Annotated in this window: 18 protein-coding genes; 5 read left to right on the plus strand and 13 right to left on the minus strand. The window is 70.3% G+C overall.

All coding sequences use genetic code 11. From position 1 onward, the window contains the following. Window positions 1-76: 76 nt before the first annotated feature. From OG276_RS12365 to OG276_RS12425, 13 genes are all read right to left on the minus strand, one after another. Window positions 77-1,162, minus strand: coding sequence for an ABC transporter ATP-binding protein (locus tag OG276_RS12365; protein WP_266904829.1), 1,086 nt, complete (start codon window positions 1,160-1,162; stop codon window positions 77-79). Next, entirely contained in the window at window positions 1,155-2,129 is a 975-nt protein-coding gene (locus OG276_RS12370) for an ABC transporter ATP-binding protein (protein ID WP_266904831.1), read from the minus strand. The genes OG276_RS12365 and OG276_RS12370 overlap by 8 nt, the downstream gene beginning before the upstream one ends. A gap of 12 nt (window positions 2,130-2,141) precedes the next feature. Beyond that, window positions 2,142-3,068: an ABC transporter permease gene (locus OG276_RS12375; RefSeq protein WP_266912734.1), complete on the minus strand. Its 927-nt coding sequence runs from the start codon at window positions 3,066-3,068 to the stop codon at window positions 2,142-2,144. 82 nt (window positions 3,069-3,150) lie between these two features. Next, window positions 3,151-4,074 (minus strand): ABC transporter permease, encoded by a 924-nt coding sequence (locus tag OG276_RS12380; protein WP_266904833.1) that lies wholly within the window; start codon window positions 4,072-4,074, stop codon window positions 3,151-3,153. A 30-nt stretch (window positions 4,075-4,104) separates the two neighbouring features. After that, window positions 4,105-5,733, minus strand: a complete 1,629-nt coding sequence (locus OG276_RS12385) for an ABC transporter substrate-binding protein (RefSeq protein WP_266904835.1) — start codon at window positions 5,731-5,733, stop codon at window positions 4,105-4,107. A gap of 108 nt (window positions 5,734-5,841) precedes the next feature. Continuing rightward, the gene (locus OG276_RS12390; RefSeq protein WP_266904836.1) at window positions 5,842-6,783 is read right to left on the minus strand and encodes an N-acetyltransferase; all 942 of its coding nucleotides are present in this window, start codon (window positions 6,781-6,783) and stop codon (window positions 5,842-5,844) included. Between the two features lie 176 nt (window positions 6,784-6,959). Then, window positions 6,960-8,009, minus strand: a complete 1,050-nt coding sequence (locus OG276_RS12395; protein ID WP_266904838.1) for an ABC transporter ATP-binding protein — start codon at window positions 8,007-8,009, stop codon at window positions 6,960-6,962. Then, the gene (locus OG276_RS12400) at window positions 8,002-9,057 is read right to left on the minus strand and encodes an ABC transporter ATP-binding protein (RefSeq protein WP_266904840.1); all 1,056 of its coding nucleotides are present in this window, start codon (window positions 9,055-9,057) and stop codon (window positions 8,002-8,004) included. The genes OG276_RS12395 and OG276_RS12400 overlap by 8 nt, the downstream gene beginning before the upstream one ends. Window positions 9,058-9,068: 11 nt before the next feature. Continuing rightward, a complete protein-coding gene (locus OG276_RS12405; RefSeq protein ID WP_266904842.1) occupies window positions 9,069-10,016 on the minus strand; it encodes an ABC transporter permease in 948 nt (315 codons plus the stop codon). Next, complete coding sequence (locus OG276_RS12410) at window positions 10,009-10,941, minus strand: ABC transporter permease (protein ID WP_266912736.1); 933 nt, start codon at window positions 10,939-10,941, stop codon at window positions 10,009-10,011. Before OG276_RS12410 ends, OG276_RS12405 begins: the two co-directional genes overlap by 8 nt. 174 nt (window positions 10,942-11,115) lie before the next feature. Next, complete coding sequence (locus tag OG276_RS12415; RefSeq protein ID WP_266904844.1) at window positions 11,116-12,753, minus strand: ABC transporter substrate-binding protein; 1,638 nt, start codon at window positions 12,751-12,753, stop codon at window positions 11,116-11,118. Window positions 12,754-13,192: 439 nt separating this feature from the next. After that, window positions 13,193-15,097, minus strand: a complete 1,905-nt coding sequence (gene typA, locus OG276_RS12420) for a translational GTPase TypA (protein WP_266904846.1) — start codon at window positions 15,095-15,097, stop codon at window positions 13,193-13,195. 318 nt (window positions 15,098-15,415) lie between these two features. Continuing rightward, window positions 15,416-17,779: an ABC transporter family substrate-binding protein gene (locus tag OG276_RS12425; protein ID WP_266904848.1), complete on the minus strand. Its 2,364-nt coding sequence runs from the start codon at window positions 17,777-17,779 to the stop codon at window positions 15,416-15,418. 361 nt (window positions 17,780-18,140) lie between these two features. On the opposite strand from OG276_RS12425, the gene OG276_RS12430 reads away from it, so the two are divergent. From OG276_RS12430 to OG276_RS12450, 5 genes are all read left to right on the plus strand, one after another. Continuing rightward, window positions 18,141-18,362: a hypothetical protein gene (locus OG276_RS12430; RefSeq protein WP_266904850.1), complete on the plus strand. Its 222-nt coding sequence runs from the start codon at window positions 18,141-18,143 to the stop codon at window positions 18,360-18,362. Between the two features lie 104 nt (window positions 18,363-18,466). After that, entirely contained in the window at window positions 18,467-19,291 is an 825-nt protein-coding gene (locus OG276_RS12435) for a hypothetical protein (protein WP_266904852.1), read from the plus strand. Beyond that, window positions 19,291-21,204 (plus strand): fumarate reductase/succinate dehydrogenase flavoprotein subunit, encoded by a 1,914-nt coding sequence (locus OG276_RS12440; protein WP_266904854.1) that lies wholly within the window; start codon window positions 19,291-19,293, stop codon window positions 21,202-21,204. The genes OG276_RS12435 and OG276_RS12440 overlap by 1 nt, the downstream gene beginning before the upstream one ends. Further along, window positions 21,201-21,974, plus strand: a complete 774-nt coding sequence (locus OG276_RS12445; protein WP_266904856.1) for a succinate dehydrogenase/fumarate reductase iron-sulfur subunit — start codon at window positions 21,201-21,203, stop codon at window positions 21,972-21,974. The genes OG276_RS12440 and OG276_RS12445 overlap by 4 nt, the downstream gene beginning before the upstream one ends. A gap of 84 nt (window positions 21,975-22,058) precedes the next feature. Further along, entirely contained in the window at window positions 22,059-25,490 is a 3,432-nt protein-coding gene (locus OG276_RS12450) for a protein kinase (RefSeq protein ID WP_266904858.1), read from the plus strand. Window position 25,491: the final 1 nt, after the last annotated feature.

Below are 25,491 nucleotides of genomic sequence, written 5' to 3' on the forward strand. Positions count from 1 at the left end.
GTAAACCGAGTTGCTCCGAGCCCGCGGTGCCGTTCACAGCTGTGGCGAGAAATGAGCGGTACCGGGGGCCCGCAGCTCACTCCTTGGTCAGCGACCCCGGCGGTGGTCCCGGCGGCGTCGCGGGCGGCCCCGCGGGCGGCGGTCCCGGCACGACGGCGGCCCGCTCGGATGCGAAGTGGCAGGCCGAGGGGTGGGCCGTCGGGCCGCCCGGGAGGAACGCCGGGATCTCCAGGAGCGGGACCTCCGAGGCGCAGCGCGCCTCGGCCTTCCAGCAGCGGGTGCGGAAGCGGCAGCCCGAGGGCGGGTTCGCCGGGGAGGGCACGTCGCCGGAGAGGATGATCCGGTCGCGGCCCGCGCGGGCCTGCGGGTCGGGGACCGGGACGGCGGAGAGCAGCGCCTGGGTGTAGGGGTGGGTGGGGTGGTCGTAGATCTGGGTGTCGGTGCCGATCTCGACGATCCGGCCCAGGTACATGACGCCGACCCGGTCGGAGATGTGCCGGACGATCGAGAGGTCGTGCGCGATGAACACGTAGGAGAGGTTGAACTCGTCCTGGAGCCGCTCCAGGAGGTTGACCACCTGGGCCTGTACGGAGACGTCGAGGGCGGAGACGGGCTCGTCGGCGACGATGATCTCGGGCTGGAGGGCGAGGCCGCGGGCGATGCCGATGCGCTGGCGCTGGCCGCCCGAGAACTGGTGCGGGTACCGGTTGATGTACTCCGGGTTGAGGCCGACGACGTCCAGGAGCTCCTGCACCTTGCGGCGCCGGTCGCCCTTCGGAGCGACCTCGGGGTGGATCTCGTAGGGCTCGCCGATGATGTCGCCGACGGTCATGCGCGGGTTAAGGGAGGTGTACGGGTCCTGGAACACCATCTGGATGTTGCGGCGCACGGCCTTCAGGGCGCGGCCGGACAGTTTGGCGAGGTCCTCGCCCTTGTACCTGATCGCGCCCGCCGTCGGGCGTTCGAGGTTGACCAGCATCTTGGCGACGGTGGACTTGCCGCAGCCGGACTCCCCGACGATGCCGAGGGTTTCACCGGCCCGCAGGTCGAAGGAGACCCCGTCGACGGCCTTGACGGCGCCGACCTGCTTCTTGAAGAGGATGCCCTGGGTCAGCGGGTAGTGCTTGACCAGGTCCTCCACCACGAGGATGGACTCAGCCACCGAGGCACTCCTTCCAGAAGAAGCACGCACTGGCGCGGTCCGGTCCGACCTCGGCCAGCGGCGGTACGTCGGTGCGGCAGACGGCCCGGGCCATCGGGCAGCGCGGGTTGAAGGCGCAGCCGGGCGGGATGGCGAGCAGGTTGGGCGGCAGCCCCTTGATGGCGTACAGCTCCTGGCCCTTCTGGTCCAGGCGCGGGATGGAGTCCAGCAGGCCGCGGGTGTACGGGTGCGCGGGGTTCTTGTAGATCTCGTGGACGGGGGCCGCCTCGACGATCCGGCCGGCGTACATGACGGCGATCTTGTCGGCCACGTCGGCGACCACGCCGAGGTCGTGGGTGATCAGGATCAGGCCCATGTTGAGCTCGCGCTGGAGCTCCGCGAGGAGGTCCATGACCTGGGCCTGGACGGTGACGTCCAGGGCCGTGGTCGGCTCGTCTGCGATGATGAGCGAGGGTTCCAGGGCCATCGCCATGGCAATCATGATGCGCTGGCGCATGCCGCCGGAGAACTGGTGCGGGTAGTCCCCCACCCGCTCGCGCGCCGCCGGGATCTTCACCCGGTCCATCAGCTCGACGGCCTTGTTCCGCGCGTCCTTGCGGGACATCCCGCGGTGGACCTCGTACATCTCGCCGAGCTGCGCGCCGACGCTCAGGACCGGATTGAGGGAGGACAGGGCGTCCTGGAAGATCATGGCCATCTCGGCGCCGCGGACCTTCCTGCGCTCCTCCTCCTTCATCTTCAGCAGGTCTCTGCCCTTGAAGAGGATCTCGCCGCCCGCGATGCGGCCCGGCGGCATGTCCAGGATGCCCATGACGGCCTGGGCGGTGACCGACTTGCCGGAGCCGGACTCGCCGAGCACGGCGAGGGTCTCGCCCTCGGCCACGGAGTAGTTGACCCCGTTGACGGCCTTGGCGACTCCGTCCCGGGTCTTGAATTCCACGTGCAGATCGCGCACTTCGAGCAGCATGTGCGGGGCTCCTCAGCGCAGCTTGGGGTCGAGGGCGTCGCGCACCGCGTCGCCGAGCATGATGAACGCGAGCACGGTGATGCTGAGCGCGCCCGCCGGGTAGAGCAGCATGTGCGGGGCGTTGCGGATCTGCGAGGCGGCGTTGGAGATGTCGATGCCCCAGGAGACCGTCGGCGGGCGCAGGCCCACGCCGAGGAAGGACAGGGTGGCTTCCAGGGCGATGTAGGTGCCGAGCGCGATGGTGGCGACGACGATGACGGGCGCGATGGCGTTGGGTGCCACGTGCCGCAGCAGCATCCGGCCGTTGCCGGCGCCGAGCGCCCGCGCGGCCTGGACGTAGTCGTTCTGTTTGGCGGTGATGACCGAGCCGCGGGCGATGCGGGCCAGTTGGGGCCAGCCGAGCAGCACGATGAAGCCGACGACGGGCCAGACGGTGGTGCTGGTGACCACGGACAGGAAGACCAGGCCGCCGAGGACCACGGGGATGCCGAAGAAGATGTCGGCGACCCGGGAGAGCAGTGAGTCGCCCCAGCCGCCGAAGAACCCGGCGAGCCCGCCGAGCGCGGAGCCGAGGAGGGCCGCGCCGAGGGTGGCGCAGATGCCGACGGTGATGGAGGCGCGGGCCCCGTAGACGGTGCGGGTGTACACGTCGCAGCCCTGGGTGTCGTAGCCGAAGGGGTGGCCCGGGGAGGAGCCCTGCTGCGATTTGGACAGGTCGCACTGGAGCGGGTCGCCGCTCGCGATGAGCTGGGGCCAGATGGAGATGACCACGAGGAAGAGGATCAGCAGCGTGGAGACGAGGAAGACGGGGTTGCGGCGCAGCTGGTGCCAGGCGTCGGACCACAGGGAGCGGGCCTTCTCCTGGGGCCCCGCGGGGCCCGCCGGGCCTCCCCCGAGCTCCTTCTCCAGCGACTCCCCCTCCTCCAGGGCGAGATCCATGGCCCCGCCCTGGCCGGTGGGGGCGATGGACTCGTGGGGGCCGGGTCCCAGCGGATCGTAGGCGGCGCGCTCGGGATCGGGCTCAGGCATAACGGATCCTCGGGTCCAGGACCGCGTAGAGCAGGTCGACGAGCAGGTTCGCCAGCAGGAAGACGATCACGAGGATGGTCACGAAGCCGACCACCGTCGGGGAGTTGTTGCGCAGGATGCCCTGGTAGAGCTGGTAGCCGACGCCGTGGATGTTGAAGATCCGCTCGGTGACGATGGCTCCGCCCATCAGGGCGCCGATGTCGGTGCCGATGAAGGTGACCACGGGGATCAGCGAGTTGCGCAGCAGGTGGCGGGTGATGACCCGGCGCCGGGGCAGGCCCTTGGCCACGGCGGTGCGGACGTAGTCGGCCTTGACGTTCTCGGCGATGGAGGTCCGGGTGAGCCGGGTGACGTAGGCGAGGGAGACCAGCGCGAGCACGATGCCGGGCAGGATCAGCTCGTTGAAGGGGGCGTCCGGGGAGACGGTGGGCCGGACCCAGCCCCATTTGACGCCGAAGACGTACTGGAGCAGGTAGCCCGTCACGAAGGTGGGCACCGAGATGACGACGAGGGTGAGCACCAGCACGCCGCTGTCGATGGACTTGCCGCGCTTGAGGCCGCTGATCACACCGAGGGTGATGCCGACGACGATCTCGATGGCGATGGCGACGATGGTCAGGCGCAGGGTCACCGGGAAGGCCGAGGCCATGAGTTCGGTGACCTTCTGGCCGTTGAAGGCGGTGCCGAAGTCGCCCTGGAAGATCTGGCCCATGTAGTGCAGGTACTGCTTCCACAGGGGCTGGTCGAGGTAGAGGTCCTTGCGGATGCGTGCGGCGGTGGCGGGGTCGGGTGCCTTGTCGCCGAAGAGGGCGGCGACCGGGTCACCGAGCGCGTACACCATGAAGAAGATCAGGAACGTGCTGCCGATGAACACGGGGATCATCTGGAGCAGTCGCCGGATCACATAACGTCCCATGGACTGCTCCAGGTTCGATCCGTTGGCGGGTCAGCTGACCTTGATCTGGTCGTACACCGGGACGCTGAACTGGTTGAGCTTCACGTCCGAGACGCGCTCCCCGTAGCCCGCGCTGCCGTTCTGGTACCAGAGCGGGATGGACGGCATCTGCTCGGCGAGGATCTTCTCGGCGTCCTTGAAGGTGGCGGTCGCCTTGGTGGCGTCGGCCTCGCGGTTCGCCGCGTCGATGAGCTTGTCGAACTCCGGGTTGCTGAACTTGCCGTAGTTAGAGGACGCGCCGGTGTAGTAGAGCGGCTCCAGGAAGTTCTGGATCAGCGGGTAGTCGGCCTGCCAGCCGGAGCGGAAGGGGCCGGTCAGCTTGAAGCTGCTCTGCTGGTTGCGGAAGTCGGCGAAGGTGCCGATCGGGTTGACCGTGCAGACCGGGCCCTCGCCGAGCGCGTTGTTGATGCTGTTGCAGACGGCGTCCATCCACTCGCGGTGCGAGCCGGTGTCCACGTTGGAGGTCAGCGTGACCTTGCCGCCGGGCAGGCCGCCGCCCTCCTGAATGAGCTTCTTGGCCTCGGTGGGGTTGAAGGAGCAGGCCTCGCCGCAGGCGGTGGCGGAGAATCCGCCCTTGTCGCCGAGGGCCGGGGAGGTCCAGTCCTTGGCCGGGGTGCGGGTCTCGCGGAAGATCTGCTTGGTGATCTCGTCGCGGTTGATCGCCATCGAGATGCCGCGGCGGACCTTGTCCGTGCCCTCCTTGCTCCACTGCGGGTCGTACAGCGGGAAGGTGAGGGTCTGGATGATGAGGGCCGGCTGGTTGATGTAGCGGTCGCCGAGGTCGTTCGCGACGTTCTTCAGCTGCTGCGCCGGGACGTCGTCGACCAGGTCGAGGTTGCCGGAGATCAGGTCGGTGTAGGCGGTGTTGTTGTCGGTGTAGACCTTCAGGTCCACGCCGCCGTTCACGGCCTTGTCCTCGCCCGTGTAGGCGTCCCACTTGCGCAGCTTCATGCCGGTGCCCTTGGTGTACGAGTCCACCGTGTACGGGCCGTTGCCGACGGGCTTCTTCAGCCAGGCGTCGTGGTCGGTGAAGAAGGCCTTGGGCAGGGGGGAGAACGCCTGGTAGCCGAGGGTCTCGGGCCAGGTGGAGAACTTCTCCTTGAGGGCGACCGTGAAGGTCTTGGGGTCCTTGACGACCAGGCCGGACATGGTCTTCGACTTGGGGTCGCCCTTTTCGGGGTGGACGTCCGCGTAGCCGACGATGTCGGAGAAGAAGGGCGAGTTGTTCTGCTTCTTGGTGACGTCCGCGCCGTAGTTCCAGGCGTCCACGAAGGACTGCGCGGTGACCGGCTCGTCGTTGCTGAACTTCCAGCCGTCCTTCAGCGTGATCGTGAAGTTCTGGCTGTCGGTGGTCTCGATCTTCTCGGCGAGGAAGTTCTTCGCCTCACCGGTCTCGGGGTCGTACCGCTTGAGCCCCCGGAAGATCATGTCGAGGACCTTGCCGCCCTGGACCTCGTTGGTGTTGGCGGGCTCCAGCGGGTTCTGCGGGTCGCCCCACGAGGAGCTGACGATCCCGTCCGCGCCGCCTCCGCCGCTGTCGCTTCCGCCGCCGCAGGCGGTCGCCGCGAGGGCGACGGCCGCCGCACATGCGGCCCACTTGGCGTGGGTGGCTCCGCGCATGGAGTGCCTCCTACTGGATCCCAAGACTCACTTAGGGCCCAATGTCACCCTATGTGGGGTCTCGCACACTCCTCGTTGGACCGATTGCACCCCCGCGTCGCGCGCCTGTCACCCCTCCGAGTGCAAAGCGGTCCGTCCCAGCGTCAGCTCCCAGGTGTCCACCGCGTGGTGGGTGGTCATGCCGTGCGCCTCGTACAGCGCGAGCGCTCCGGTCGTGTTGCCCGTGTCCACGCCGAGGCCCAGGGTGGCGCGGCCGCGGGCGGCGTAGGCGGCGAAGCCGTGGCGCAGCAGGAAGGCGCCGACGCCCCGGCCGCGGGCTTGCGCGCGCACGCCGAGGTGGCTGAGCCAGCCCATGCTGGTGCGGTCGTCGCGGGTGAGCAGGATGCCTACGTCGCCCAGCGCGGGCAGGCTCGCGATCCATACGAGCGACCAGTCCAGGCCGCGGCCGTCGATGTGGTCGAGCCAGGGCTCGTACGCCCGCTCCACGTGCCCGAAGTGGTCCGCGAAGGTCTCCTCGACCAGGGCGTGGGCGCGCCGGCGCTCGCTCTCGCCGCCGTCGCAGGGGCGCAGGGTGAGCCCGGCGGGCGGGGTCGGGGGCAGGTCGGCCGGGCCCAGTGCGCGGGTGAGTACCCGGTAGCGGCGCACCGTGCGGTAGCCGCGGCCGGGCAGCAGGCCGGGGTCGAGGGTGCGGCCGCCGCTCGGCGCGAGCCACAGGAAGGCGTGCGGGGCTCCGGCGGCCAGCTCGCGGGCCCTGGCCTCCACCAGGTCGAGCAGCCGGGCGGCGGCCGTACGGCGCCCCGGCAGGACCCGGAAGTGGCAGTCGACGCGGCCGGGGCCCGAGTCGGCCCACACCAGGGCGTAGCCGAGGAGCCGGCCGCTCTCGAAGGCCAGGAAGGAGTCGGCTTCCAAGTCGACGTCGGGGTGGTGCAGATCGGCCTCGACGGCGCCGAGGTCGGTCTCCGGGCGGCCGATCTCGATGCGGTCGATGGCGTTGAGGAGCCCGCAGATGTCCCCGGCGTCGGAGGGCCCGGCGGGCCGTACGGTGAGCATGCGGGCCATCAGACCACGGCGGCCGTCGGGGCGGCGTCAGGCGGCGGGCGGCGGGCATCAGGCAGCGGGCCGGCGGACGGCGGACAAGCCGGCCGGCCAGCCGGACCGCGGAACGACAAAGCGCCCGCCGCCGGAGAGATCCGGTGACGGGCGCCCTGTGGTGTCGCTGCGGGAGGTCAGACGGCCAGGACGGCCTTCTCCTCCGCGAAGTGACAGGCCGACTCGTGCGCGGCCAGCGACTTGACGCCCTTGAACCGCTCCGGGATGGCGAGCAGCGGCTCCTCCACGGAGCACTTCTCCTCGGCCTTCCAGCAGCGGGTGCGGAAGCGGCAGCCCGACGGCGGGTTGGCCGGCGAGGGGACGTCACCGGTGAGGATGATCCGCTCGCGGCCCTCGCGGGCGGCCGGGTCCGGCACCGGCACCGCGGAGAGCAGCGCCTGGGTGTACGGGTGGGTCGGGTGCTCGTAGATCTGCTCGTCGGTGCCGATCTCGGCCATCTTGCCGAGGTACATGACACCGACGCGGTCCGAGATGTGCCGGACGATCGACAGGTCGTGCGCGATGAAGATGTAGGAGAGGTTGAACTCCTCCTGCAGCTTCTCCATCAGGTTGATGACCTGGGCCTGCACCGATACGTCGAGCGCGGAGACCGGCTCGTCGCAGATGATGATCTCCGGGTTGAGCGCGAGGCCGCGGGCGATGCCGATGCGCTGGCGCTGGCCGCCGGAGAACTGGTGCGGGTACCGGTTGATGTACTCCGGGTTGAGGCCGACGACGTCCAGGAGCTCCTGCACCTTGCGGCGCCGGTCGCCCTTGGGGGCCACCTCGGGGTGGATGTCGTAGGTCTCGCCGATGATGTCGCCGACCGTCATGCGCGGGTTCAGCGAGGTGTACGGGTCCTGGAACACCATCTGGATGTTGCGGCGGACGGCCTTCAGGGCGCGGCCGGACAGCTTGGTGATGTCCTGGCCCTTGTAGAAGACCTCGCCGGCGGTGGCGCGTTCCAGGTTCATCAGCAGCTTGGCGACGGTGGACTTGCCACAGCCGGACTCGCCGACGATGCCCAGGGTCTCGCCCTGGTACAGGTCGAAGGAGATCCCGTCGACGGCCTTGACGGCGCCGACCTGCTTCTTGAACAGGATTCCCTGGGTCAGCGGGAAGTGCTTGACCAGGTTGCGGACCTGGAGGATCGGCTCCCGCGCGGGGGCGTTGGTGAGCTCAGCCATGGAGCTGCTCCTTCCAGAAGTGGCACGCGCTGTGACGGCCGGCCAGTTCGGTGCCGTCCTGCTCGCTGACGACCTGGAGGGCGGGGATCTCCGACCGGCAGACGTCCTGCGCGGCGACGCAGCGCGGGCTGAACGAGCAGCCGGAGGGCAGGCGCAGCAGGTTCGGCGGCAGGCCCTTGATCGCGAAGAGCTCCTGGCCCTTCTGGTCCAGGCGCGGGATCGAGTCCAGCAGGCCGCGGGTGTACGGGTGCGCCGGGCGCTTGTAGATCTCGTGGACCGGAGCGGTCTCGACGATCCGGCCGGCGTACATGACGGCGATCTTGTCCGCGACGTCGGCGACCACGCCGAGGTCGTGGGTGATCAGGATCAGGCCCATGTTGAGCTCGCGCTGGAGCTCCGCGAGGAGGTCCATGACCTGGGCCTGGACGGTGACGTCCAGGGCCGTGGTCGGCTCGTCCGCGATGATCAGGTCGGGCTCCAGCGCGATCGCCATGGCGATCATGATGCGCTGGCGCATACCGCCGGAGAAGTGGTGCGGGTAGTCGTCGACCCGCTGCTTCGCCGCCGGGATCTTGACCTTCTCCATCAGCTCGATGGCCTTGAGCCGGGCGTCCTTCTTCGACATGCCCTCGTGGACGCGGAACATCTCGCCCAGCTGGTAGCCGACGGTGAGCACCGGGTTCAGGGAGGACAGGGCGTCCTGGAAGATCATGGCGATCTTCCGGCCGCGCAGCTTGCGCCGCTCCTCGAAGCTCATCTTGAGCATGTCCTGGCCACGGAAGAGGATCTCGCCCTGCGGGATCTTGCCGGGGGGCATGTCCAGGATGCCCATGATGGCCTGGGCCGTCACGGACTTGCCGGAGCCGGACTCGCCGAGCACGGCGAGGGTCTCGCCGGCGCTCACGGAGTAGTTGACGCCGTTGACTGCCTTGGCGACACCGTCGCGGGTATGGAACTCGACGTGCAGGTCGCGCACTTCGAGGAGCGGCGTCTGCGGGTCCCCGTCACGCGGGGAGGGAAGGCTGGAGGTGTTGTCCATGGTGATCACTTACGCCCTCCTCAGCGCAGCTTGGGGTCGAGGGCGTTGCGGACCGCTTCGCCGAGCATGATGAAGGCGAGGACGGTGATGCTGAGGATGATCGAGGGGTACAGCAGGATGTACTGCGCCACTCGGATCTGCGAAGCACCGGCGGAGATGTCCACGCCCCACGAGATGTTCGGGGCCGCGAGACCCAGACCCAGGTAGGACAGGGTCGCCTCGGCCGCGATGTAGCCGCCGAGCGCGATCGTGGAGACCACGATCACCGGGGCCATGGCGTTCGGCAGGATGTGCCGGATCAGGATCCGCGTGGTGCCGGCGCCCAGCGCCTTGGCGGCGTGCACGTAGTCGGCCTGCTTCACGGTGATGACCGCACCGCGCATGACGCGGTTGATCTGCGTCCAGCCGAGGAAGGCCAGGGCGAAGACCACCGTCGACACCGTGCGCTCGGTGAAGGCCTGCAGGACGACCATCGCGCCGAGCAGGAACGGGATGCCGAAGAAGACGTCGGTGATGCGCGACATGATCGCGTCCGTCAAGCCGCCGAAGTAACCGGCGATCATGCCCGTGATGCCGCCGACGATGGTGACGATCGCGGTCACCGCGACGGCCACGATGATCGAGGCCCTGGTGCCGTAGATGAGGCGGGCGTAGACGCTGCGTCCCTGACCGTCGTAGCCGAGCCAGTCCGGCGAACCGACCTTGGACAGCTCGGGGTGCTGGAGGAAGTGGTGGACCAGGTCGCCCTTGGTGGGGTCGGCACTGGTGAACCAGCTCGGGAAGGCCGCGATCGTCAGCAGGATGAAGATCAGCACCGAGGAGACGATGAAGTACGGGTTGCGCCGCAGGTCGGCCCAGGCGTCGCCCCAGAGGCTGCGTGCCTTCTCGGCCTTCACCGGGTCCACCGGGGCGACGGGCGCCGAGGTGTCCTCGGGCGTCGTGGCTTCGGTCTTGGTCATGTCAGGCATACCGGATCCTCGGGTCCATGACCGCGTAGAGGAGGTCGACGAGCAGGCTGGCTATCAGGTAGACGACGACGAGGACGGTGACGACACCGACCACGGTCAGGCCTTCACGGCGCAGGACCGAGTCGTAGATCAGACCACCGACACCCTTGACGTTGAAGATGCCTTCGGTGACGACCGCTCCACCCATGAGGGCGCCGATGTCGGTACCCAGGAAGGTCACCACGGGGATCATCGAGTTGCGCATCAGGTGGACACCGATGACGCGGCGCTTGGGAAGACCCTTGGCCACGGCGGTGCGCACGTAGTCGGCGCGCAGGTTCTCGGCCATCGAGGTGCGGGTCAGGCGGGCCACGTAGGCGAGCGAGAGCGATCCCAGCACGATGGCCGGTGCGACCAGCTCGCCCCAGGTCTCCTCGTTGCTGACCGTGGGCGTGATCCAGCCGAGCTGGAAGGCGAACACGGCCTTGATGATGAAGCCGAGGACGAAGACCGGCATCGAGATGATCAGCAGGGTGAGGATCAGGATGACGTTGTCCGCCAGCTTGCCGGCCTTGAGGCCGGCGACGATCCCGAGGGCCAGACCGAGAACGATCTCGATGGCGAACGCCAGGAAGGCCAGCCGGAGCGTGACCGGGAAGGCGGCACCGATGACTTCGGTGACCTCACGGCCACTGCGGATCTGCGTTCCGAAGTCGAAGTGGAACAGGATCCCGGTGATGTAGTCGAAGTACTGCTTGCCGATCCACTGGTCCAAGCCGTGCTCGTGCCTCAGTGCGGCCAGTGTGGCGGGGTCAGTGCCCTTGTCTCCGAAGAGTCCGGCCACGGGATCGCCGGGCAGGCTGTAGACCATCAAAAAGATGAGCAGGGTCGTCCCGAAGAAGACCGGGATCATCTGGAGCAGTCGTCGTGCGACATAGCGCCCCATCATGCCTCCGTAGAAGATGCGGCAGGCGCAGCCGGACGGGCCCTTTCGCCACGCACGCGCGTGACGGGATCGTCACTGCGTCGCGAAAGGGCCCCCCGGGCGCTGCATGTAGGCCCGGATGTGGGCCGGCTCCCCGCCGGCCCACATCCGTCGAAAGGAATTACGCGGTAGGACTTACTTCTTGACCTCGACCTGGTCGAGGATCGGGTCGCCGTCCTGGGCGTACTTCACGTTCTGGACCTTCTCGGAGTAGCCCGCGTTGACCTTGTAGTACCAGAGCGGGATGGAAGGCATGTAGTTGACGAGGTCCTTCTCGATGGCCTGGTAGGCCTTCACGGACTCGTCGAGGGTCGCGGCGCTGTCGGCCGCGGCGATCTTGGCGTCGAGCTCGGGGTTGGTGAAGCCACCCTGGTTGCCGCCGGCGCCCGTACGGAACAGGTCGCTGATGAAGTTGGCGTTCACCGGGTAGTCGAGGACCCAGCCGGAGCGGTAGATCGACTTGACCTGCTTGGACTTGCGGGCCTGGAGGTCGGCCTGGAAGTCCGGCTTGGCGTCACCGGTGCACTTGACGCCGGTGGCCTGGGTGATGCTGCCGCAGACGGCCTCGACCCATTCCTTGTGACCGCCATCCGAGTTGAACTGGATGAAGATCTCGTTGTTCGGGACGCCGCCGCCCTCGGCGATGAGGGCCTTGGCCTTCGCCGGGTCGAACTTGGTGACGTCACCGGAGCCGGTCGGCGTGTAGCCGAGGACGCCCTTGGCGACCCAGCCGGTCGCCGGCTCACGGGTGCCCTGGAGCACCGTCTTGGTGATGGTGTCGCGGTCGATCGCCATCGACAGGCCCTGGATGACCTTGGGGTCGACCTTCTTCGGGGTCTTCCACTGGTCGGCGTAGTACGCGATGGCCAGCGTCTGGATGGCCGAGTAGGCCTGGTCCACGGCGCGGTCGCCGAGGTCGGCACGGTAGACCGGGAGGTCCTTCGGGCCGATCTGACGCAGGACGTCGACGTTGCCGGCCTTCAGGTCCTCGTACGCGGCCTCGACGCCGGTGTAGTTCTTGAGAATCACACCGCCGTTCTTCGCCTTGTCCGCACCCTTGTAGTCGTCGAAGCGCGTGAGCTCGATCTGCTTCTTGTGCTCCCACGACTTGAACTTGTACGGGCCGTTGCCGACCGGCTTCTCACCGGCGGCCGCGGGGTCCGCGTAGAACGAGGCGGCGAGCGGGGAGAAGACCTCGTAGCCGAGCTTGTACGCGAAGTACGGAACCGCGCTGTTGAGCTCGATGGTGAAGGTGTTCTCGTCGACGATCTTCAGGCCTTCGAGCGCCTCGGCGGTGGGCTTGGCGCCCTCGGCCTCGGGGTGAAGAGCCTCGAAGCCCTTGATGTCGGCGAACCAGGACGCGTTGCCCTGCTTGTTGTTGATGTTCGCGGCCCAGTTCCACGCCTTGACGTAGGACTCGGCGGTCACCTTGGTGCCGTCGTGGAAGGTCCAGCCCGGCTTGAGCTTGACGGTCCAGAGCTTGCTGTCCGTGGTCGTGACCGACTCGGCGTTGACGTTGACGATCTTGCCGTCGGCGTCGTAGTCGACGAGCTGGGAGAACAGACCGGACATCGCGATCGAGCCGTTGGACTCCATCGTGTCGGCCGGGTGCAGGAGCTTCTCCGGCTCACCGACCTCGATCGAGTAGATGCCGTTCGGGTCAACCTCACCCTTGGCGCCGGCGTTCTTGCCACCACCGCCGCCACAGGCAGTCGCTGCCAGGGCGACGACAATCGCGCCCGTTACCCACTTGGCGCTCTTGGCACCGCGCATGGGTTTCCTCCTCATGAGTCCACTGTCTGATGTGAAGGACACAGGTGTGCTTCGCCGACACCCCTGACGGCGATAGGACCGGTGTCCCGAGTGTGCTCGTGAGTCGACGCTCCCCACAGCGTGTGACCCATTGACCCGAGCTCAATGGAGCCATCCTCAGGGACTGCCTGACCGTAAACCACACTTAAGTGGTCTCGTTTTCACAACATCGCACTACGGCTAAAACCCGAAATCCGGACAAACGGATAGGAGACAGACATGAACGAAACGGACTGTTAGCTCTTCTTCCGGAGTGTCACGGTCGGTATGCGGACACCGGACCGAAACAATCCGCTTGACAAAAGCGAACAGCCCCCTTCGTCACGGTGTACGTGACGAAGGGGGCTGTTCACAAAAGCCGGTACCGGCAGGACCCAGGTGTGACCTAGGTCCTACGCGACTACTTGCCGGACTTGGCGCGCGAAGCGGTGCGCGAGCGGTCCTTCTGGTCCAGGACGACCTTGCGGATGCGGACGGCCTCCGGGGTCACCTCGACGCATTCGTCGTCGCGGCAGAACTCCAGGGACTGCTCCAGGGAGAGCCTGCGCGGGGGCACCACGTTCTCGGTGTTGTCCGCGGAAGCCGCACGCATGTTGGTGAGCTTCTTCTCCTTGGTGATGTTCACGTCCATGTCGTCGGCGCGCGAGTTCTCGCCGACGATCATGCCCTCGTACACCTCGGTGCCGGGCTCGGTGAACAGGACACCGCGCTCCTGCAGGTTGATCATCGCGAACGGCGTGACCGAACCGGAGCGGTCGGCGACCAGCGAACCGTTGTTACGGGTCACCAGCGGGCCGAACCACGGCTCCAGGCCCTCGTGGATCGAGTGGGCGATGCCCGTGCCGCGCGTACCGGTCAGGAACTCGGTACGGAAGCCGATGAGGCCGCGGGACGGGACGACGAACTCCATGCGGACCCAGCCGGAGCCGTGGTTCGACATGTTGTCCATGCGGCCCTTGCGGACGCCCATGAGCTGCGTGACCGCGCCCATGTGCTCCTCGGGGACGTCGACCGTCATGCGCTCGACCGGCTCGTGCACCTTGCCGTCGATCACCTGGGTGACCACCTGCGGCTTGCCGATGGTCAGCTCGAAGCCCTCGCGGCGCATCTGCTCGACCAGGATGGCGAGCGCGAGCTCACCACGGCCCTGGACCTCCCAGGCGTCGGGACGCTCGGTGTCCAGGACGCGGAGCGAGACGTTACCGACCAGCTCGCGGTCCAGACGGTCCTTGACCTGGCGGGCGGTGACCTTGCGGTCCTTGACCGCGGACTTGGCGTCCGCGCCCTTGCCGCTGCCGCCTCGGCCGACCATCGGGGAGGTGTTCGTACCGATGGTCATCGAGATCGCCGGCTCGTCGACCGAGATCAGCGGAAGCGCGATCGGGTTCTCCGGGTCGGCCAGGGTCTCGCCGATCATGATGTCGGGGAAACCGGCCACCGCGCAGATGTCACCCGGGCCCGCCACCTCGGCCGGCTTGCGGGTGAGCGCCTCGGTCATCATCAGCTCGGTGATGCGGACGTTGGAGATGGTGCCGTCACGCTTGATCCACGCGACGGTCTGGCCCTTGCGGAGCTCGCCCTGCTCGACGCGCACCAGCGCGATGCGGCCGAGGAAGTTGTCCGCGTCCAGGTTGGTGACGTGGGCCTGGAGAGGGGCCTCCTCGTCGTACACCGGGGCCGGGACGTGGGCCAGGATGGTGGAGAAGAAGGGCTCCAGGCTGTCGCTGTCCGCGGGGACGGTGCCGTCCTCGGGCTTGGTCAGCGAGGCCACGCCGTCACGGCCACAGGCGTAGACGATCGGGAACTCGATCTGGTCCTCGTCGGCGTCCAGGTCGAGGAAGAGGTCGTACGTCTCGTTGACGACCTCGTCGATCCGGGAGTCCGGACGGTCCGTCTTGTTGATGCAGAGGATGACCGGCATCTTCGCCTGCAGGGCCTTGCGCAGGACGAAGCGGGTCTGGGGCAGGGGACCCTCGGAGGCGTCCACCAGCAGGACGACGGCGTCCACCATCGACAGACCGCGCTCGACCTCACCACCGAAGTCGGCGTGGCCGGGGGTGTCGATGATGTTGATCGTGATCGGGGCCGACCCGTCCTTCGGGTGGTACTTCACCGCCGTGTTCTTGGCGAGGATCGTGATGCCCTTCTCACGCTCCAGGTCGTTCGAGTCCATCATGCGGTCGTCGAGGTGCTGGTGGGCGGCGAAGGCACCGGCCTGCTTGAGCATGGCATCGACGATGGTCGTCTTGCCATGGTCGACGTGGGCGACGATGGCGACGTTACGGATGTCGTGGCGCGTGGGCACTTCGGCGCTTCTCCCGGGATCGTGGATGGCGACGCGTACGGTCCGGCACGCGCGCCTCGACCGGGCGGAAAACCTGCCACGGCCTTACCCCATCGTACGTCGGCTGGCGGGAACTGCCTGCCGGGGGGTCTGTCAAGAGGCCGGACGACTGAGCGGGGCCGGGTCCTGGGTGGGGGGACCCGGCCTGGGGTGGAACCGGTAAACATGCGGGTCAACGGGTACGCACGACCTTGCCCGCCGGGTATCCGGCGGGCAAGGGACTTGAGTCACATCTGAGGTTGAGGCCTTCGAATCAACCCCCGATGCACCCCTTCGTCATCACTTCTTCTCGTTCTTGTTCTTGGCCGCGGCCGCCTTCTTCCAGCCGATGTCCTGGTAGCGCGGGGCTCCGAGGCCGAAGGCGCCCGCGTTGGCGAGGCCGGGCTTCACGGCCACCAGCTCGGGACGCTGGTAGAGCGGGATGGAACCGGCCGTCGCCCAGATCCGGGCGTCCGCCTTGCGCATCAGGTCGCGGGAGGCCGCCTCGTCCAGCTCGCCGAGCGCCTGGTCGAAGAGCTGGTCGATGTGGTCGGTGCCGACCCGGGTGTAGTTCTGTTCGACCAGCAGCGAGCCGTCGGCGGCCGGCTCCGGCTTGGCGAAGATGGGCCGGGCGTCGGTGGCCGGGTAGGCGGTCGCGGGCCACGAGTAGAGCGCCAGGTCGTACTGGCCCGAGGCGATGTGGTCCTTGAAGAAGCTCTCGTCGGCCACCTTGGTCAGCTCGGTCTGCACGCCGACCTTCTGGAGCATCTGCGAGATCCGCTCGCCGACCGTGCGCAGCGCCTCCGCACCGGGGCCGGCCGGCAGGACGAAGCGCAGGGCGAGCGGCTTGCCGTCCTTGGCGAGGACGTTGCCGGAGGTGCGCACGGCCTGCTTCGCGGGGGCCGGGGCGGGGCTCGCCCCGTCCTGGGCCGCCGGTTCGGCCGCGGCTTCGGCGTCCAGGGCCGGGCTGCGCTTGCCGTCGTCGGCGGAGCCGTCGGCGGAGCCGTCCACGGCGTCGGCCTGGGCCTCGGCCTGGGTGCGCAGGTGCTGCTCCTGGAGGGCCGCGAACGGGGCCGGGGCGAGCACCGGGGAGGGGTCGCTGCGGCGGCCCTGGCCGTCCTCCGCGAAGGCGTCGGCGTCGACGATCTCCCCGTCCTGGCCGGGCTGCCCGTCGCCGCCCAGCCCGTCGTCCTGGCCGACGATGTAGAGGCCGTCGTTCCCGGTGCCCGGGCCCGAGGCCGGCGCCGCCGCGGCCGCCGGGGTCTTGGAGTCGTCCGTCTCCTTGGCGGCCTCCGAGCCCGCCTTGGCGCCCGCCGGCGCGGTGATCTTGCCGCCGCGGCGCCAGCCGGCGTCCGCGAGCAGGGCCTGCGAGGCCTGGGTGTCCTGGCCGCCGAGGGCGTCGCTGTTGTCGGCGTACGCCTGCTGCCCGGCCAGCGCGAGGTGGCTGCCCACCGGCTTCGCGGGCAGGCCCAGGGGCTTGAGGACGATGTCGGCGAGCGCCTGGCGGTCCAGGGCGCGGGCCACGGCGCGGCGCACCCGCTCGTCGGCGAGCGGGCCGCTCGCGCCGTTCATCGCGAGCTGGGTGTAGGCGGGCTCCAGGGACTTGCGGACGGTGAAGCCGCGCAGGGCGCCCTGCTCCTCGGCGTACCGCTTCACCGACTCCGTGTGCTTCTGGCGGACGGCCTGCGCTTCCTTGGCCTTGTCCTCGTCCAGTCCGAAGGCGAGCGCCCACGACAGGGTGGCCTGCGCGGCCGTCACCGAGGCGGCCGGGCCGTGGGACCCGTCCGCCTTGGCGGCCGCGCGGCGGGCCAGGGCGATCCGGTCGGCCCCGGTGCGGTCGATCTCCGCCAGGTCGAGCTTGCCGGCGGCCAGCGCGGCCGGGCGTTCGGAGCGGGGCACCGCGGTCAGGACCAGGGTGTCGAGCTTGGCGGGGCTGCCCCACCAGCGCGGGTTGCGGGTCAGGGAGGCCGTACCGGTCTTCTTGTCGATGGCGCCGAGCCCGAAGGGGCCCGCGGTGACCTTCAGGGCGCCCCGGGCCCCCTCGTTGAAAGCCTCGGGGGTGCCGGTGACCTGCTTGGGGTAAAGGGGGCTGAAGAGGGAGCGCCAGTCGGCGTACGGCCTGACGAAGGTGACCTTGACCTCCAGGTCCGTCTTGCCGCGCTCGATCTTCTCGATCCGGTCGTAGCCGGCGTTGCGCGCCGTCCAGTACGCCGAGTCCTTGCCGTTCAGGGCCCGCCACTGGGCGACGAAGTCGGCGGCGCCGATCTCGCGGCCGTCGCTCCAGACCGCCTGCTGGTTGAGCTTGTACAGGACGACCTGCTTGGGCTCCCGCTCGACGACCTCGGCCTTCTCCAGGTAGTCGGGATTGGCCACCGGCCGCCCCTTGCCGTCCAGCACGAACAGCTGGGGCAGTACCGCCCCGGCGATCCGGTTGGTGGTGGCGTCCGCATCGGCCTGGAAGGCGTTGAGGGTGCCCGGCATGGAGTCCACGGCCCACCGCAGCACCCCGCCGTCGGCGACCTTGTCGCGGGTGGCGGCCGCGATGTCCTGCCCGGCGGCCGCCGGGCCGCCCTCGTCTTCACCCGCGCCGCAGCCCGCGAGCAGCGGCAGTGCAAGAACTCCCGAGGTCAGGAGCGCCAAGGACCTGCGCCTTCTCTGGGACATGGGTGGTACCTCCGGGACGGGGCGTGGGGGGCCGTGAAAGCGGATGTTTCGATCACGTTCGGCGGTATATGGAGCTGATCACACTGGGTGCCGAAACCCACTGAAATCGACGCCCCGCCACAGCCGTCGCAGCCGACCCTCGCCACGCCGCGAACCCCACCCGTGCGGACCAATCCGGCTTGCTTTCCGGACGGGCGTTCCCCCGTAAGAGGGATGAAAATGGGGGCAGGGAGGGGCGCACAGTTCGCGCCTGCGCGCCCGCAATCGCTGCACGTCCCTTCACAACCGGGGACGGGAGGCGCGACACTCGCAGGCGCACATGAGCGTTGCCACCGCACCCAAGGTGAAGTGAGGGCAAATCATGTCCCTGCAAGACGATTTGACCGCCGTACGGCGCAACCTGAACGAGCTGGTCCGCTCCGTGGAGCAGCTGGAGAAGGATGTCGCGCGGCAGGCGCCGGCCGCCTCCCGGCCCCCCGGCGCGGGCGCGATGGTCAGCGTCCCGGACACCCCGTACGACAGCGCGCTGTGGACGGATGCCGACGACGAAGGTCTCGGCGCCCGCGACCGCCGCGCTCCCTGACCCACCCCCTCCCGTACACCCCACCGCTCCACCGGACCCGGTCACCCGCAGCGACGGCGGCCGGGTCCCCGGGGCACCCCTCATCACTCCACTCGGAGTCCCTCTTGGCCACAGGCACCCAACCACCGGCACAGCGGCCCGGCGGCGTCCACGACGCCTCGCGGGCCGCGATCGCAGCCCGGCACCTGCGCACCGACCGGTGGTGGCTCTCCCCCGCCGGCACCGCGGCCGGGCTGCTCGCCTTCATCGTCTACTCGACCTGGCGGGCCTTCGCCAACGCCGACTACTACGCGGCGCCGTACGTCTCGCCCTTCTACTCCCCCTGCCTGGCGGAGAACTGCCAGGAGATGCGCGGCGGCCCGAACCTCGACCTCTTCGGCAGCTGGTGGGGCCTGTCCCCCGCGCTGCTGATCCTGGTCTTCCCGCTCGGCTTCCGGCTGACCTGCTACTACTACCGCAAGGCCTACTACCGGGGCTTCTGGGCCTCGCCGCCCGCCTGCGCGGTCGCCGAGCCGCACGCCTCGTACAGCGGTGAGACCCGCTTCCCGCTGATCTTCCAGAACATGCACCGGTACTTCTTCTACGCGGCGCTGCCGGTGGCGGGCATCCTCACCTACGACACCGTGCTGACCTTCCGCGACGAGCACTACGAGTGGGGCCACATGGGCCTCGGCACCGTGCTGTTCGTCGTCAACATCGCGCTGATCTGGGCCTACACCCTGTCCTGCCACTCCTGCCGGCACATCATGGGCGGCCGCCTCAAGCACTTCTCCAAGCACCCGGTGCGCTACCGCCTGTGGGGCTGGATCAGCCGTCTCAACACCCGTCACATGCAGCTCGCGTGGGCCTCCCTGATCAGCGTCGCCGCGTGCGACTTCTACGTCTACCTGGTGGCCAGCGGCGCCTTCTCCGACCCGAGGATCTTCTAGTGACCCAAGTGGAACGGCAGCAGTGGGACGTGGTCGTGGTCGGCGCGGGCGGCGCCGGGCTGCGGGCCGCGATCGAGGCGCGCGAGCGGGGCGCCCGTACGGCCGTGATCTGCAAATCCCTCTTCGGCAAGGCCCACACCGTGATGGCGGAGGGCGGCATCGCCGCCTCCATGGGCAACGTCAACGAGGGCGACAACTGGCAGGTGCACTTCCGCGACACCATGCGCGGCGGCAAGTTCCTGAACCAGTGGCGGATGGCGGAGCTGCACGCCAAGGAGGCCCCGGACCGGGTCTGGGAGCTGGAGACCTGGGGCGCGCTCTTCGACCGCACGCCCGACGGGAAGATCTCCCAGCGCAACTTCGGCGGGCACGAGTACCCGCGGCTCGCGCACGTCGGCGACCGGACCGGGCTGGAGCTGATCCGCACGCTCCAGCAGAAGATCGTCCAGCTCCAGCAGGAGGACTTCAAGGAGTACGGGGACTACGAGGCCCGGCTCAAGGTCTTCCAGGAGTGCACGGTCACGCGGATCCTGAAGGACGGCGAGCGGGTCTCCGGGACCTTCTGCTACGAGCGCGAGACCGGGCGGTTCTTCGTCCTGGAGGCTCCGGCGGTGGTGCTGGCCACGGGCGGGATCGGGAAGTCCTTCAAGACCACCTCCAACTCCTGGGAGTACACCGGCGACGGCCACGCGCTCGCGCTGCTCGCCGGGGCCCCGCTGCTGAACATGGAGTTCGTGCAGTTCCACCCGACCGGCATGGTCTGGCCGCCCTCGGTGAAGGGGATCCTCGTCACCGAGTCGGTGCGCGGCGACGGCGGGGTGCTGCGCAACAGCGAGGGCAAGCGGTTCATGTTCGATTACATCCCGGACGTGTTCAAGGAGAAGTACGCGCAGTCCGAGGAGGAGGGCGACCGCTGGTACGAGGACCCGGACCACAACCGGCGCCCGCCCGAGCTGCTCCCCCGCGACGAGGTGGCCCGCGCCATCAACTCCGAGGTCAAGGCCGGGCGCGGCTCCCCGCACGGCGGGGTGTTCCTCGACGTGTCCACCCGGATGCCGGCCGAGAAGATCAAGCGGCGGCTCCCGTCGATGTACCACCAGTTCAAGGAGCTGGCGGACGTGGACATCACCGCCGAGGCGATGGAGGTCGGCCCGACCTGCCACTACGTGATGGGCGGCATCGCGGTCGAGTCCGATACGGCCGCCACCCTCGGGGTGCCGGGCCTGTTCGCCGCCGGTGAGGTCGCGGGCGGGATGCACGGCTCGAACCGGCTCGGCGGGAACTCCCTCTCCGACCTGCTGGTCTTCGGCCGGCGGGCCGGGCTGCACGCCGCCGAGTACGCGGCACGGGACGCCCCGGCCGTCGGCGGGCGGCCCGAGGTGTCCCAGGCGCAGATCGACGCGGCGGCGGAGGAGGCGCTGGCCCCCTTCCATGCCGCCGAGGGCGCGGAGAACCCGTACACCCTCCACCAGGAGCTCCAGACGGCCATGAACGACCTCGTCGGGATCATCCGCCGCGAGGGCGAGATGGCCCAGGCCCTGGAGAAGCTCGCGACCCTGCGCGTACGGGCCTCCCGGGCCGGGGTCGAGGGGCACCGGCAGTTCAACCCGGGCTGGCACCTGGCGCTGGACCTGCGCAACATGCTGCTCGTCAGCGAATGCGTGGCCCGCGCGGCCCTGGAGCGCACCGAGAGCCGGGGCGGGCACACCCGCGAGGACTGCCCGGCGATGGAGCGTTCCTGGCGGCCGGTGAACCTCTTGTGCCGGCCCGTCGCCCCGGCCCCGTCGGACCCCGCGGCGGACCGGATCGAGCTGACCCGGGTGCGCACCGACCCCATCCGATCCGACCTGCTCGCGCTCTTCGAGAAGGAAGAGCTGGTCAAGTACCTCGCCGAAGAGGAGCTGTACGAGTGAGTACCTACGATGCCGCGTTCCGGATCTGGCGGGGCGACGCGGAGGGTGGCGAGCTGCGCGACTTCACCGTGGAGGTGCACGACGGGGAGGTGATCCTGGACATCGTCCACCGGCTCCAGGCCACGCAGGCCTCCGACCTCGCGGTGCGGTGGAACTGCAAGGCGGGCAAGTGCGGTTCGTGCAGCGCGGAGGTCAACGGGCGGCCGCGGCTGATGTGCATGACGCGCATGTCGACCTTCTCCCGCGAGGAGACGATCACGGTGACCCCGCTGCGGGCCTTCCCGGTCGTCCGCGACCTGGTGACGGACGTGTCCTTCAACTACCAGAAGGCGCGCGAGGTGCCCGCCTTCGTGCCGCCCGCCGGGGTGGCGCCGGGCGAGTACCGGATGCAGCAGATCGACGTGGAGCGCTCGCAGGAGTTCAGGAAGTGCATCGAGTGCTTCCTGTGCCAGGACACCTGTCACGTGGTGCGTGACCACGAGGAGAACAAGAGCGCCTTCGCCGGTCCGCGCTTCCTGATGCGGGTGGCGGAGCTGGACATGCACCCGCTGGACGCGGCGGCCGAGGCGGGCCTGGACCGCAAGCGCACGGCGCAGGAGGACCACGGGCTCGGCCTCTGCAACATCACCAAGTGCTGCACGGAGGTCTGCCCCGAGGGGATCAAGATCACCGACAACGCCCTGATCCCGCTGAAGGAGCGGGCCGTGGACCGCAAGTACGACCCACTGGTATGGCTGGGGAGCAAGATCGGGCGCCGTTCCGGCTCGTAGCCGCCCCCGGCTGTTCACTTCGCACGACAGAATGCCCCCTGAGCAACGTCGTTGACGTCATGTCAGGGGGCTTTCTCGGTGCGGGTGGGGGATCAGCTGGCGGGCCGGTACCGCCTCGAACAGCGGCTCGGCCAGGGCGGCATGGGCGAGGTGTGGCGGGCGCGGGACACGGCGCTGGAGCGGGCCGTGGCGGTGAAGGTACTGCTGGAGGCGGCCACGAACGACGAACTGGTCGCCCGCTTCCGGCGCGAGGCCACGATCGGGGCGCGGCTCCAGCACCCCGGCATCACCGTGGTGCACGACGTGGGCCAGGAGGACGGGCGGCTCTTCATCGTCATGGAGCTGCTCGCCGGCGAGGATCTGCGCACGGCGCTGATCCGGGCCCCGGGCGGGATGCCGGTGGCGGTCGCGCTGGACCTCGCCGCGCAGACCGCCGAGGCGCTGGCCGCAGCGCACGAACTCAAGGTGATCCACCGGGACTTGAAGCCCGCCAACCTCTTCCTGCTGCCCGGGGGCCGGCTGAAGATCTGCGACTTCGGCATCGCGCACTCCTCGGACGCCACGGCCGGCTGGACGGTGACCGGCCGGATCTTCGGCAGCCCGCCGTACATGGCCCCCGAACAGTGGCGGGGCGAGCGGGTGGACGCCCGGTGCGATCTGTACGCGCTGGGGGGCGTGCTGTACGCGCTGCTGAGCGGGGAGCCGCCCTTCGGGGAGGCCGAGAGCCCGTACGTCCTGATGCGCCGGCACATCGAGGATCCGCCGCTCCCGCTGCGCGTGGCCGGCGCCCAGGTCGCGCCGGAGGTGGAGCGGCTGGTGCTGCGGCTGCTGGAGAAGGCCCCGGCGGACCGGCCGGAGTCGGCGGAGGTGGTGGCCGGGGAGCTGCGGGCGCTGCTGCGGGCGGGGGCGGGGTCGGGGTCTCCGGTGGGCTCGGAGGCGCCCGTGGGGCGTGCGGCCGTGACGGCTCCGGGCGGTACGGCGGCCTCGGGGGGCCCGGGTTCGCCGGGGTCGCCTGCGTCGCAGGCGTCGCCGGAGCCCGTGCCGTACCGGGCGGAACCGGTCGGGGTTCCCGGGGGCTCCTTCGGGCCGGTCTCCGTGCCCGCGCCGGACACCGGGGGCGGGATCGGGCCGGTCTCCGTGCCGGACACCGGGGGCAGTTTCGGGCCGATCCCCGCTCCGGACACCGCAGGTGTCTTCGGGCCCGCCGCGCCGGATGCCGGGGGCTCTTTCGGGCCCGCCGCCGTGCCGGACACCGGGCCCGTTCCCGCTCCCGTACGGGAGTTCGTACGGGAACTGCTGCTGGAGGCCGAGGAGTCGCTGCGCGCGCTGCCCGCCGGCGCCGAGGCGCGGATCGAGGTGCTGGCCGTCGCCGCCGATGCCGCGGCACGCTTCGACGGCGGGCTCGCCGGGCGGCTGCTGGCCGAAGCCGAGGCGGCGGCGTGGGAGGGCGGCGGGGGCGACGGCGCGCGGTCGGCCCGGTTGCTGACCGAGCTGGCCAAGGACACCTCCACCCACGCCCCGGCGCGGGCCCGGCGACTGCTGACCGACGCGCAGCAGGCGCTGTTCACCGTGTTCGGATCCAACCGGTCGGGCCCGCTGCGCGCGGTGGCGGAAGAGCTGGCCAGGGTCGCGCCGGAGCGGGCCGCGCAGATCGCGGCGGACCACTTCGCGGACGGTCCGGCCGAGAAGCGGCTCGCCGCCCGCATCGCCACGGCCGTCGCGGCGGCCGATCCCGCCGAGGCCGAACTGGGCCTCGCGCTGATCCGGGACGCCGGGCTGCGCGGGGCCGCCACCTACGACATGGTGCTGGCCGTCGCCCCCAACGACCTGGCGGCGGCCCTGCGCCTGAGCGAGCGCATCGGCTCCGCCGGGGGCCGGCTGCTGGCGCTGTGCCAGGTGGCGCGCGACCGTGCCGGTGCCGGGGACCCGGCGGGCGGGGCCCGGGCGCTGGCGCAGGCCGAGGAGGAGCTGCCCCGGTTCCTGGAGGAGCGGGCGGCCTGGCTGCGCGAGGAGGCCGCGCACCACGCCGAGCGGGGGCAGCTCGTACAGGCGGAGCGGCTGCGCAACCAAGCCGCCGGGCTGCTGCGCCGCCACCCGCAGGAGGCCGAGGACGAGAAGGCCGACCACGCCCTGGCCTCGCTGGCCCGGGCCCGGGCCGGCGTCGAGCGGGAGGCGCGGCCGCCGCTGGACCCGGCGGCGGCGCGGGAGCGCGCCGGCCGGGCCCGCAACCTGCCGAACGCGGAACAGCGGGCGCGCGCGCTGGCCCGGATCGCCCGGGAGTGCGTGGCGGCGGGCGGGACGCCCTGGCTGGCGGAGGCCGCCGCCGACCCCGGGAGCCCTCCACCGCCGGGGGCCACGGTCCTGAGCGGCCCGGCCGCCACCGGGAAGGCCGGCGGGGGGAGGGCGCCGGCAGGGGTGCGCGCCTGGCACACCAGTGCCCGGCCGGACGCCCTGTACGCGGCCGGCGCCCATGTGGTGTGGCGGTCGGGGCCCGAGGTGGGCTGCGTACGGGCCGACGTGGGCGCGACCCGCTGGACGGCCCACGGCGACGAGGGCGCGGCCGCGCCGCCCCTGCCCGGAGCCGGGCCGGTCCTGGTGTCCTGCACGGCGGACGCCGGCACGGTCTACGTCGAAGTGCGGCGGCGGGGCACGCCGGAGGTACGGCTGCTGGCGCGCGAGCCGCGGGACGGCCGGGTGCGCTGGTGGCGGGACCTGCCCGGCACGCAGCCGGTGCCCGGCACCGCGGGCGCGGGCCTTGCCGGGCCGACCCTGCGCAGCGCCGGGCCGGTGCTGGTGCACGGGGCGCCGGGGGACCTGACCGCACTGCGGGCGGCGACGGGCGAGATCCTGTGGCAGCGGCCCGTTCCCGACCCGGCGACGCGCTCCCCCGCCGCAGTGGGCGACTGCCTGGTCCTCGCGGACGATCTGCGGCTGCGGGCGCTGCACCTGCCGACCGGCCGCCCGGTGTGGTCCTTCCAGCGGTCCCGCCCCACGGCGCGCACGCTGCACGACCCGCGGCTCGCCGGGAGCGGCCTGGTCCACCTCCTGGACGGGGGCGCGCTGCTGGCCCTGGACCAGGGCTCCGGCCGGGAGGTGTGGCGCTGCGCGCCGGGCGCCCTGGCGCAGGGCCTGCTCCGGGAGAGCCGCACGGTGTACGCGGCCTCGCACGCGGCGGAGGGCCGGGACGGCCGGGACGGCTCGGACACGGTCCTCGCGCTCGACGCGGCGACGGGCGCGCTGCGCTGGCAGCGCCAGGTGGCCCGGTGCGCCGGGGCGGGGTGCGGGCTCGAACTGCTGGGGCTGCGCCCCGGCGGCCTGTACGTCAAGGTCCCCCAGGGCGGGCGGCGCGGTCTCCTCGGCCGCTCCTCGGATCCGTACGTGGCGGTCCTGGACCCCTCCTCGGGCAGGCCGCGCCGGCACTGGGACCACCCGCCGCCGGCCACGTCCGAGGCCCTGCTGATCGGGGACCACCTGGTGCTCTCCCGCCCGGAACTGGCGGCGTACGGCCTGCCGTAGC

It is taken from the genome of Streptomyces sp. NBC_00086 (assembly GCF_026343255.1).
GTDB lineage: Bacteria > Actinomycetota > Actinomycetes > Streptomycetales > Streptomycetaceae > Streptomyces.